The organism is Aurantiacibacter aquimixticola, from assembly GCF_003605475.1.
Lineage (GTDB): Bacteria > Pseudomonadota > Alphaproteobacteria > Sphingomonadales > Sphingomonadaceae > Alteraurantiacibacter > Alteraurantiacibacter aquimixticola_B.
The window spans coordinates 1,752,097-1,762,217 of sequence record NZ_RAHX01000001.1 but is presented as its reverse complement, the minus strand read 5'-3'; the positions used below and the strand labels follow the sequence as shown (position 1 = coordinate 1,762,217).

12 protein-coding genes are annotated in these 10,121 nt (G+C 60.8%); 4 read left to right on the top strand and 8 right to left on the bottom strand.

The window, feature by feature from the left end; all coding sequences use genetic code 11:
• Position 1 precedes the first annotated feature (1 nt).
• A complete protein-coding gene (locus D6201_RS08845) occupies positions 2–1,150 on the top strand; it encodes a nucleotidyltransferase family protein (protein WP_120048458.1) in 1,149 nt (382 codons plus the stop codon).
• Here D6201_RS08845 and D6201_RS08840 read toward each other — a convergent pair.
• From D6201_RS08840 to D6201_RS08820, 5 genes are read right to left on the bottom strand one after another with little or no spacing between them, the layout of a single operon-like run.
• Positions 1,147–1,419 (bottom strand): PqqD family protein, encoded by a 273-nt coding sequence (locus D6201_RS08840; RefSeq protein ID WP_120048457.1) that lies wholly within the window; start codon positions 1,417–1,419, stop codon positions 1,147–1,149. The genes D6201_RS08845 and D6201_RS08840 overlap by 4 nt on opposite strands.
• Positions 1,416–2,240: a phosphoenolpyruvate carboxykinase (ATP) gene (locus D6201_RS08835; protein WP_120048456.1), complete on the bottom strand. Its 825-nt coding sequence runs from the start codon at positions 2,238–2,240 to the stop codon at positions 1,416–1,418. Before D6201_RS08835 ends, D6201_RS08840 begins: the two co-directional genes overlap by 4 nt.
• Positions 2,237–3,358 carry a 50S ribosomal protein L11 methyltransferase gene (locus D6201_RS08830; RefSeq protein WP_120048455.1) on the bottom strand — a complete coding sequence of 374 codons (1,122 nt, stop codon included), beginning with the start codon at positions 3,356–3,358 and terminating at the stop codon, positions 2,237–2,239. Before D6201_RS08830 ends, D6201_RS08835 begins: the two co-directional genes overlap by 4 nt.
• A 21-nt stretch (positions 3,359–3,379) precedes the next feature.
• Positions 3,380–3,736 (bottom strand): tail fiber domain-containing protein, encoded by a 357-nt coding sequence (locus D6201_RS08825; RefSeq protein ID WP_133303984.1) that lies wholly within the window; start codon positions 3,734–3,736, stop codon positions 3,380–3,382.
• A 29-nt stretch (positions 3,737–3,765) separates the two neighbouring features.
• Positions 3,766–5,568 (bottom strand): asparagine synthetase B family protein, encoded by a 1,803-nt coding sequence (locus D6201_RS08820; protein WP_277949495.1) that lies wholly within the window; start codon positions 5,566–5,568, stop codon positions 3,766–3,768.
• Between the two features lie 261 nt (positions 5,569–5,829).
• Here D6201_RS08820 and D6201_RS08815 point away from each other — a divergent pair, with 261 nt between their 5' ends.
• The 3 genes from D6201_RS08815 (at position 5,830) to D6201_RS08805 (ending at position 8,189) form a co-directional block, all read left to right on the top strand.
• Positions 5,830–6,090: a hypothetical protein gene (locus D6201_RS08815; protein ID WP_120048452.1), complete on the top strand. Its 261-nt coding sequence runs from the start codon at positions 5,830–5,832 to the stop codon at positions 6,088–6,090.
• A 78-nt stretch (positions 6,091–6,168) separates the two neighbouring features.
• Positions 6,169–7,533: an O-antigen ligase family protein gene (locus D6201_RS08810; protein WP_120048451.1), complete on the top strand. Its 1,365-nt coding sequence runs from the start codon at positions 6,169–6,171 to the stop codon at positions 7,531–7,533.
• A 26-nt stretch (positions 7,534–7,559) separates the two neighbouring features.
• Entirely contained in the window at positions 7,560–8,189 is a 630-nt protein-coding gene (locus tag D6201_RS08805) for a hypothetical protein (RefSeq protein WP_120048450.1), read from the top strand.
• On the opposite strand, the gene D6201_RS08800 is transcribed toward D6201_RS08805, so the two are convergent.
• From D6201_RS08800 to D6201_RS08790, 3 genes are read right to left on the bottom strand one after another with little or no spacing between them, the layout of a single operon-like run.
• Positions 8,186–8,758 carry an LptA/OstA family protein gene (locus D6201_RS08800; protein WP_120049312.1) on the bottom strand — a complete coding sequence of 191 codons (573 nt, stop codon included), beginning with the start codon at positions 8,756–8,758 and terminating at the stop codon, positions 8,186–8,188. The genes D6201_RS08805 and D6201_RS08800 overlap by 4 nt on opposite strands.
• A gap of 14 nt (positions 8,759–8,772) precedes the next feature.
• Positions 8,773–9,426 (bottom strand): LPS export ABC transporter periplasmic protein LptC, encoded by a 654-nt coding sequence (locus D6201_RS08795; RefSeq protein WP_120048449.1) that lies wholly within the window; start codon positions 9,424–9,426, stop codon positions 8,773–8,775.
• 37 nt (positions 9,427–9,463) lie between these two features.
• Positions 9,464–10,081: a ribonuclease D gene (locus tag D6201_RS08790; protein WP_120048448.1), complete on the bottom strand. Its 618-nt coding sequence runs from the start codon at positions 10,079–10,081 to the stop codon at positions 9,464–9,466.
• Positions 10,082–10,121 lie beyond the last annotated feature (40 nt).

Genomic DNA, 10,121 nt, shown 5'->3' with positions numbered 1-10,121 from the left:
CGTGCTCGATACACATGATACCCTGCTAATCGACTCTTTCTTGGCAAGCTGCTTGGTAATCGGAGCTGCGGCAGATCTGAAACTGCCGGATCGGATTGCCGACCATGACGTTCTGAAGCGGGTGCGGCTGCATGGGATCGCTGGTATTCTCACTGACAAATTGGATGCCTTCTCCGATACGCATGCGGCCCTACGCAAAGCCATTGAAAACGAGGCGAGTCGGCTGGCGATATTGAACGCATCTCGCTACGAAGTGGCGACGATGTTGGCTGAAGAGTTCGCCGCCGCAGCCGTAGATCTGCTGTTTTTGAAGGGCGCTCGCCTCGCCTACTCCGTCTACGATAAACCGGAACAGCGTGCGTCTGGAGACATCGACGTGCTCGTTCGCCCGGAGCAGGCGGAAAATGCGCGAAGCGTACTTGCCCAAGTCGGGTTCGTCCGCACGGGCGGACTGCAGGATGGTCTTGCCCAAGAAGGCTGGGAGAGCCGACCCGTTTTCGGCGTCTCACAGCAAGTCGATCTTCATTGGGCGATGACGAATTCGCCTGCTCTTGCCACGATCTTCCCCGCCGATCCCTTTGCTTTGGCCGTGCCCCTGCCTCGATTGACGATGGGCGCGCGCGGCACCGACCCGGTGACCACCCTCATCAACATTGCCTTGAACGAAGCGCGACATTTTCATCTGGGCTACGTCGTCAATGGCGAGTGCATCAAGGGCGTGCGCCGCCTAGGAGGCGCTCATGACGTTATGGTGCTTTGCCGTACATTCGACAGCGAAAACTGGGAGCAATTGAAAGATTGTGCCGCTAGCCGCGGCATAGCGCGCACTGTTGCTGAGGCGCTTCGGCACTCGGCTCAATCATTGAAAGCAGAAGTTCCGCAGGCGGTTCTTGACGCTTTGAATGGTGCGAGCGCCGCATCGTGGCTCGACGAGTATATTTCCTCATCCACGCCGTGGCGTCGCTTACGTTACGACTTATCTGCTGCCCATGGATTTTATGCCAAAAGGCAAGTGCTGAGCGCGCAGCTGTTCCCTAGTGAGGTGCGGATGCGAGTGCGATACCCGGACCGAGCCGGTGCTTCGCTTACATGGCTATACGTGCGTCGAATGCTTGCGGCGCCATTTCGCTGGCTCACGAAGCGCCGCTAGGTCGCCAGCAGTCCATTCGATTGCAATTGCTCGGCAATATCGACGATGTCGCTCAGAATATCGTCCCGAGTGGCGTCGAAGCGCGCTGCCACTGCATCGGCGAGCGAGCCAATCGTCTGCGGCTCAGCGGAGATGCGTTCCCAAATGAAACTGCCGACCAGATTCAAGCCGAAATAAGTCCCGCTTTGCAAATCCATAAGCACCATCTCATCGCCGATCTCGCGCGCGACGACGTCCGGTGAAGCAGAGATCGTATCGTCAGTCGTCATGCATGGTCCTTGATGGCGCTAAGCACATTCGGCAGGTCGGCAAAGCGCCGGGGATAGTCAAGCGTGAAGCACGCAGTCCTTATGGCAAGACCGGAGAGCCTCTCGAAGTGGCCGCGAAGACGAGCCTTGTCGGCTATATCGAGAACGAAGGCGTGCTGCAGCATCGCCGCAAGCGCGTTAGCAGGATCCGCTGGCTTGATGACAATCTCATCGATCTCGTCGCGATCCAGAAGATAGATGCGCGCCAAAGGGCTTGCTTCGACGGCAAAAGGGACACCCTCTTGCGCGGCCACGTCCCGCTTGTCGGTGTCCGATGCCAAGCGTCGTTGCCCGAGCACATTGTTTGCCGTATCACTGAACACGCGCAACACGGGTTGCTGTGGTTGCACGAAAAAGCGGCCATCCTTTTCCTCCAATTCGATGACGTCCTCGGTCAGAAAAGGCACGCCAGATGCGGCAAAGGCTGCGGCGAGGGTGGTCTTGCCGGTTCGGGAGTGGCCAAGAAAGGCGATGGCCTCCCCGCTCAACGCTATTGCACTGCCATGCAGGCAGAGGCCGCCTTCGTGATTGGTGAGCAGTGGATGAATGGCATTTTGCCGAAGTCTCTCCAAGGCCTCTGTTGAAGTGTCAGGCGCGGGGAAGCATGATACGCTGTCGGAGCCGATCGCTATATCGGCCTGGTCCCAGAATCGCACCAAAATGGCCTCGCTCGTCCGATGGAATTCGGCGATCGTGTCATTGTCTTGATCGACCCATCGGTCATACGCTTCAGAGGCAAGCTCGACCTGTTTGCGTGGCGCATAAAGTTTCCATCCTTTCATTCGGAAACATTGCCGATCTCGCGCAAGACAAATCGACGGAGCGCGCTTTCGGTCGGAAACAGATCGGGATTGTCGGAGACGACCTTGTCTGCAATAGCCTGCGCCGAGCGTGTGCCGTCGGTCGCCGCGAACACTGCCTTGCGGGCTCGGCCGAGGGCGTTGAGAGTGATCGGTGCATTGGCCGCCTGTCTAAGATCACCGGCCGTCAGAATCCGGCTCTTCCAATTGGATAGCACCTGAGGTCTCCCGCACGGTGGCGTGATTGTCCAGGCAAGAAATTCGCCATCGCTTCGGAATTTCAGCCCGACATGCACGCGATCGCCGACATTGACATGGAAGCTGCTTTGACACGGCAAGAAGGCGTTGCTTCTCGCGATCGATTCCGGGCGTCCTGGCGCGTTCGTCATCACCACGCCGGGAGTGAGTTCACAATCGAACCAGCCAGCGAGCCCGTCGAATAAACCGGCGCTCGTAATTTCGAGATCGGCTTCCATCGCGAAGAGGTCCGGCCCAGGCGCGATGAGGTCGATGGGTTGAAGCGCTGCGGGGGCGGTACAAAGTTCGCCATTGTCAAACTCGTAATTATGTTTTGTGTTGCGACCGTAGTTTTCGAGCCAGTGATACTCCGCCGGTATTTCCTGCGCCCCCCATTCTCTCGCCTTCGCGCGACAGGCCGCAGAACAGGCACCCGCAAGGACCGGCTGAATCTTGCGCGGTATGGCATCGCCACCAGGTTTTAGAAAGCGGCGGGCGGCATCGCGCATCATGTCGATAATGCCATAATCGAAGCCAAGATAGCCGACATGATCGCAAAGCAGCAGGTCGACCTGCTCAGGCAACTTGCAGCGGAAGGTGGAAGCCTTCATGCACGTGTAGCGATCCGACAGCCCGGCGCGCGCGATGGTCTCACGGGTGAGCTCAATCGCGTCGGACTGGTCTATTCCGTAGATGTGCGACGCGCCCGCTTTCAGCGCGGCCAGTCCTAAAACGCCAACCCCGCAGCCAAGATCGGCGACGACGTCACCCTCGCGCAGAACTTTCGCCAGAGCCTCGTCGTAAAGATCGAGGCGACCCTCAAGCTGCAGGTAATCTATATGCTCGTCGAGTGTGGATGTCACGCAAGGCGACCGTAGGCTGGACTAATGAAGAACGATGCCCAGCTTCGCATAATCGACGCGCAAATATCCGTCCTTTTCGCGCACCACAGAAGAGGGATCGAATTCGGCGACTTCCTGCGCCAGAACGCCGAATTGACGCCGTGCACCATGAACGGCGCGAAATTCCGAACGGTAGTCGAAGAGGTACAATCCGAATCCTGCAGGATGCGTGGCGACCTTCGCTACATTTTCCTTAGCGCGCATATCGGACATCATATTCATCGGACCTGCATCGGCCCCCATTCCCCCGCTTCCACCGGTCAAGTTGCGCACCGAACCATACACGCGGAGCTCGGGCTTGGCGTACGAAAGAACTTTGGCAGTTTTCGATCGGTTCATAGCTAGATCGTCCTGGTCACGTCTCCCGATCACTCTAGATCGAGAAATGCTGCACATGCGAAGTATCCCCATAGCGTCCAAATCGGGATTTCGTCAATCCGCCCCATGCGCATGCGGTCAAAATCATCGATCATCGTGGCGCCGTCAACCAGTCGAGCAAACTGCGGATTGCCCAGAGCATCGACACAATACTGCTCGATATCTGGCAGGTGGGGATGAAACGTCTGGTCGAAGCCGGCTTTGTCTTCGCGCTCGACGATTTCATCCGGCAGCAAGCCCGCCATGGCGCGACGATGAATGAATTTGTTCTGTTCTCCGCGCAATCGGATGAATTCCGGTGTGCGAGCACTGAACTCTATGAACTTTCGCGACAGCATTGGATGGCGATATTCGATCCCTTCCTGAGCAGCCTGCAATTCCATCATGTCGTAAGCGAGCAGGGCGAAGGGGTAGCGCAATTTGCGATGGATATGGCGCCGGTCCGGGTCTGACGTGGACGTGCGCGTGAAATAAGTGTGGCGCTTCGCTGCAATCGCTGCCGCAAGCGCGGATGATAGCATCCGTGTATCTTCGCCATGACGCTCAGCGGTGCGGCGATCACGACGATCAAGCAGGATCCGCCTGACCGAGTGAGGGATCGATGCGGCAAGGGACTGCCGCAACGCTTTCGCTATGAATCGCCGCTTGCCACGCGCAGACAGGTCTGCTGCGGCACCGCGTTTAAGTGCGCTCCAATCCCGAGCTCGCAAATCTTCCCGAAAGTTGTGGGGCAGACCGTCGAGCCATTGGTCGCCGCCCTGGCCGGTCAAATTGACACGGCAGCCCCGTGCCGCAGCCGCGCGAGCAGTGGCGCGCAGCATCACCGTGTTGGGAAGAGACGGTAGTCGCTTGTCGGCATGTCCCTGTGCGATATACCAGTCGAGCTTCGGTTCGAACATCGCGGCGCGTTCGATCATGCGCCCGGTCTGTCGCTCTACCGCTTCAACGTATCTTCGCTCGTCGGCATCGCTACTTTCCGGAGCGCCGAGGGTGAAACCGAGAAGGTCGGGCGCTCCAAGCCGTCCTTCAGCGCATAGATGATCGGCGAGACAGAAAATGGCGGAGGAATCGAGTCCTCCGCTCACGTCGCAAGCGAGCGGCGCTGAGCTGCGCGATGCGGCCAGGACGCTCTCCGTGAATACGGAACGGTAGTGTTCGAAATATTCCCGATCGCTCTCATAACGGACGCCAACTTCGGCTGGCGGCTGCCAATATGTTTCAACTGAGATGACCCCGCCTTGAAGTCGCAGGAGTGACGCCGGCTGCAATCGTTTAATGCCCTTCCAGGCGGTGCCTTCGTGGTCGTACCAGCCATTGGCGACGTGCTGTGCCAGATATGAGAGATCGGGCGATGGGCGTTCTCGTAATGCGGACAGAACTGCGACGATATCGGTCGCCGCGATAAACGTCTTCCCATCGTACCAATAGTAAAGCTGCCGAAGTCCTGCATGGTCTCCGACGCACAAAAGCCGCTGTCGTGGCGCATCGAAAAGTATGAGTGCAAACTCACCCTCCAGATAAGGCGCAAAGCCATCGCCCCATAAACGGTAGGCAGCCAGGGATACCTCGGCGGGAGAGTCGTTTCGCAGCCCGACGCCGGACCGGCGCAACTGCCGACAGAGATCGCAGCGATTGGCCAGATATCCGTCCATGGTGATAACGGTGCTGTCTGCCGTCGAACGAAGCGGCTGGCGGCAGGCACTATCCTCGGGTGAGGTGTGGCTTGCGCAATGCCCCATGGCAAGTGAACCGGCAATCAAGTGATCGCTGCCATCCCGCGCGCGGTATGACATCGCTCTCGTCATCTCGGCGATATCTTGGGCATTCGCGGGCTTGCCACTGGCATGCAGGATTGCCGCAATACCGCTCATAAACCACGTCTCCAATAAGATGCGGATCTTCGCCCCGCCACGATTACGCGCGGAAGCGGTTAGCTTCTAAGCTCGCAAATGCCAGGGATAAAATGCCTCAAAGAACATCCACCTATACAAAAGTTGCGAACTATGCCGCACTGCGGTATGCGGCGTGACGCAACCAGAGCCTGGAGCGCTGAGATGAGAAAGATCATTGCGACGACAGCAGCCGCCATGCTCACATTGGCGTCAGTTTCTGCATATGCCAACACCCGTGCCGACGACGCGCCGATCTCATTCGACAGTGCGGATAGTGCGGACTTCATCGTGAACGACGATGACGACGACGATGAAGGTGCGCTGTTTCCAATCCTTATCGGTATTGTGCTCGCGATTGGCTTTATTATTGTGATCGTCAGCGATACCGGCGAGGACGATGCGTCGCCCGGCACAGGCGGTTGACGCTCTCAGCGCCAGTTTGAGTTGAAGGGGTCCGCCAGCACGCTAGCGGGCCTTTTCTTTTTCCAATGCAATTTATGAATGATGGAACGGATCGGCGATACTCAATCATCGGATAGCGTGAAGTCGGCCGTGCGATTTCTCAGCTCGCCACTCATGCAATTGGGTGTTCTCATCGCGGCAGCGGTGCTTCTGGGCGGTGGAGGCGTTGCCTACGGTTTGCGCAATGGCCTCGTACAGCTTCTCTCCCTTGGGATTCTTGCGGCCAATCGGCGTGCAGCTACGAGCTTCGTGAAGCGGGCTCCGCGCATGCTCGTTATTCTCGTCTTGTTATCGCTCGCGCTACCTCTCGCGCAGCTTGTCCCGCTACCGCCATCGGTCTGGGAAGCGGCCCCGGGCCGTGAGCCGATCAGTCGTTCGCTCGATGTCCTCGGTAAAGAGGCGTGGCTTCCGCTAAGCCTAGACCCGATGCGCACATTGGTCGCATTCTCCGGAATGATCGCTCCTGCGACTATCATCATCGTCGGTCGAGAGCTCGGCATACAAGACCGCGAGCGCCTTGTGATTCTGCTTGCAGCGGCGGCTTGCTTCACCTTCCTGCTCGGCGCCGCGCAATTAACGCAGGCGAATTCCGCTGCGATGCTGTATCCGATAACGCCGAACGCTGATGCGCTTTACGGCGCCTTTGCCAATCGCAATTCGACCGGGCTTTTCTTCTTGCTTGCCGGACTTCTGCTGATTGGAAGTGCGCCGATCCGATCAGCCGTCCTTTTGACCGTCTACGTCGTCGCCGGGTCGCTCCTCGCTCTTGGCGTGGTTCTGACGCAATCCCGCTCCTCGATGGCATTGCTGGGTGTTGTGCTGATCTTCGCCGCGTTTCGTGCCAGCGTCGAATGGCTGCGGTCGAGCGGTCGCCGTTTACCTGGCGTCGGTGCTCTTATCGCATCGGCGATTGCCGTCGCGATCGCCGGAGCACTTGCGGCGTCTGCCATGATTGGAGGGCGCGCAGCGGACAGCTTGGATCGATTCTCCGATATGCAGACCGACCGCCCTGAGATGTGGGAAGATGGCGTTCACGCCGCTCGTGCTTACTGGCCTGTGGGCAGCGGGATGGGGACGTTCGACGAAGTCTTCCAACTGCACGAATCGCTTGAATATGTGTCACCTCGCAGGGCAGGGCGCGCGCATAGCGACTGGATCGAGATCGCCATCGAGGGCGGTGTCTTCTCGCTAAGCTTGGCGTTTGCCTGGTTGGCATGGTGTGGCGCCGCGACCGTGCGCCGCGGACCGCCGGAAGAAGTCTGGATCCGGCTCGGTGCAGGATTTGGGATCGCCTGCGTTGCGCTGCAGTCGGTGCTCGATTACCCGCTGCGAAACCAGACGCTGCTATGTGTTGCCGCAGTGCTGGTCGTACTGCTGATACGCCCACCGGAAGGCAGCCGATGATCGGGAGACTGTCCTGGTTCGGGGCCATGGCAGCGCTCGCCGGCATTGTGATGCTGGCACAACTGGATCGCTCCGCGCGGTTTGCACCGCAGCTCGCGCCGCTGGTACCCCAGGCCTTCAGCGGTTTCGCAGCCGAAGAGCGCACGCGCCTCGCGATAGCCGCCCGGGACGAGGATCGCGCGCTCGCTGAGGCTAAGGCGCTTGTCCGTTCGCGTCCGGTCGCTGGCGAGCACCTGGCGCAACTTGCCGTCGCCGCAGCGCTGGCGGGCGAGCCCGAGCTTTCCGCGTCGGCGCTTGAGGCGGCATCGGTTCGCGGCTGGCGAGAGCCGCTGTCCCAATTTGCCGCCGCGCGCATCGCCATCGCGGCGGGTGCTCCGGATATTGCCGCGCAGCGCATCGTCGCGCTGTTGTCGACCGGTCAGCTGCCGGAGGAGACAGCGGCCCTGTTTGCCGCGCATATCCGTACGCCGGAAGGGCGCGAGGCCATGGCGCGGCGCTATGCCGCTTTCGGCCGCTGGCAAGTCAATTCGCTTAGCCCCTTGGCCAGCGCGTCGGACGCGAACGACTTTGCCGCAACGATCGCGCTTGCGCTCGAACTCGGCGCAGAGTTGCCTTGCGATCGCGTGAAGCGCCTCACCGCGATTGCCTGCAGCTAATTGCCTTCAGGGACCGCGAAGGTGCCCGACACCCGGCCAGCATTGCGACCGTCGGCGGGGCGGGAGCCCGCGCCGTCCACGCTCGTCACGCCGGAATTGAGATCGATCACCAGCCGCCCGCCATCGAGCCGGTCGGTCCCGCGATTGATCGCAACGCCGCCCGACAGGACGATCACGCGGCGATTGAAGTCGTAGACTGCCGCATCGCCGCGCACGCGCTCGCTGCCGCGGGTCACCACCACGCCGCCCGTGGCGTCGATGCGCTGAATGCGCAGGGTGCCCGCATCGGAATAGGCGATGGTGGTGCGCTGCGCGGTGAGCCTGAGGTCACCCTGCTCGATCACCACATTGCCCGACAGCACGACACGGTTCTGCCGATCCTGCAACTGCCCGCTATCGGCGGCCCAGCTTACCGGTTGGTTGCTGCTCACCCCGGCAATGTCCTGTGCACCCGCCAACGACCCGAAGCCGAGCGCCGTCAGGCCGCCTGCGATCACGCCGCCGAGCAGTCCGCGCAGAGCGAGTCGGGAAAGGGACGGGCGAGAAAGGGGGGCGCGTTTCGAGGTCATGGCATTCTCCATCGTCACATGCCGCTCGGCAGGCGCAGCTGGCCGGGCACCATACGGCCGCGCACATTTCCGCGCAAAAGGATGGTGCGGGCGGCGAGATCGGCGCGGAAGCTTTCTGCGGAAAAGGTGCCGGCCGGGATCACGCCGTTCACCCGCCCGCTGCCGCGCAGCGTTTGCGTGGCGAGATCGAGGACGACGCCGCGCGCCGCGATCTCGTAGCCGTCCGACGCGGTGAAACGCACAGTGCCGGGAATGGCGACCTGGCGATCGTCGATATCGTAGCTGCCTTCGAGCGCGGAGAGGATTGCCGGCCCTTCGGGCAGAAGTATCCGCGCGACCAGATCGTCCATCTCCACCAGCGGCACCGTATTGCTGCGCTGGACCGCGCCGCCGGCATTGAGCGAGAAGGGACGACCGCGATCGTCCTGTCCGCGATACATCGCATCGTCGACGCGCAGGCGGTCCTCCGCAATGGCAACCTTGTTGCGATCGAGCAGGAAGCTCACTTCGCCGCGCGGGGACAGCGGCGTGATCAGCATCATCGCCGCGACCACGCCCACGGCGGCGGGGAGAGCCACGGCCAGTAGGCGCACGATCCGGTCTAGCGCGCTGCCCGGGGCCGCGAAGGCCTGGCGCCTGGAGCGCATCCGGTCTGCTGCTGCCGTCATCCTGCTATCCTAATGCGCGAGAGTGCGGACCGGCACCTTACGCGTGGCTGAAAATGTCGTTCTCCGCCCACCCGGCAATGTCGAGCCGGGCGCGGGTGGGAAGGAAATCGAAGCAGGCCTGCGCCAGTTCCATCCGCCCTTCGCGTTCCAATCGCTCGATGAACACGTCGCGAAGGCGGTGCAGATAGCGCACGTCGGATGCGGCATATTCGCGCTGCGCATCGTTCAATTCCGGCGCGCCCCAGTCCGAGCTCTGCTGTTGCTTGGAGATATCCTCGCCGAGCAATTCGGACACGATCATCTTGAGGCCGTGGCGGTCTGTATAGGTGCGGGTGAGCTTGCTGGCGATCTTCGTACAGAACACCGGGCCTGCCGTAACGCCCAGATAGTACTCGATCGCAGCCAGATCGAAGCGTCCGAAGTGATAGATCTTCTCCCGCGCCGGATCCGCCAGCACTTCGCACAAGTTCGGCGCATCGTATTCGCTGCCATTGGCAAAACGCACGAGATGCTCGTCACCCTCGCCATCGCTGATCTGCACGACGCAGAGCCGGTCGCGCGGCGTGACCAGCCCCATGGTTTCGGTATCGACGGCAACGGGGCCGTCCGCGAGCACGCCTGCGGGCAGGTCTTCTTCGTGGAAATGGACTGTCATCGCCCGCTCCCTTAGGCGCATCGGGGATTGTAGGGAAGGG

Coding starts and splice junctions, on each gene's coding strand:
- D6201_RS08840 (WP_120048457.1), bottom strand. CDS start 1,419: ATGACGACTGACGATACGATCTCTGCTTCACCGGACGTCGTCGCGCGC.
- D6201_RS08835 (WP_120048456.1), bottom strand. CDS start 2,240: ATGAAAGGATGGAAACTTTATGCGCCACGCAAACAGGTCGAGCTTGCC.
- D6201_RS08825 (WP_133303984.1), bottom strand. CDS start 3,736: ATGAACCGATCGAAAACTGCCAAAGTTCTTTCGTACGCCAAGCCCGAG.
- D6201_RS08820 (WP_277949495.1), bottom strand. CDS start 5,568: ATGTCATACCGCGCGCGGGATGGCAGCGATCACTTGATTGCCGGTTCA.
- D6201_RS08815 (WP_120048452.1), top strand. CDS start 5,830: ATGAGAAAGATCATTGCGACGACAGCAGCCGCCATGCTCACATTGGCG.
- D6201_RS08810 (WP_120048451.1), top strand. CDS start 6,169: ATGATGGAACGGATCGGCGATACTCAATCATCGGATAGCGTGAAGTCG.
- D6201_RS08805 (WP_120048450.1), top strand. CDS start 7,560: ATGGCAGCGCTCGCCGGCATTGTGATGCTGGCACAACTGGATCGCTCC.
- D6201_RS08800 (WP_120049312.1), bottom strand. CDS start 8,758: ATGACCTCGAAACGCGCCCCCCTTTCTCGCCCGTCCCTTTCCCGACTC.
- D6201_RS08795 (WP_120048449.1), bottom strand. CDS start 9,426: ATGACGGCAGCAGCAGACCGGATGCGCTCCAGGCGCCAGGCCTTCGCG.
- D6201_RS08790 (WP_120048448.1), bottom strand. CDS start 10,081: ATGACAGTCCATTTCCACGAAGAAGACCTGCCCGCAGGCGTGCTCGCG.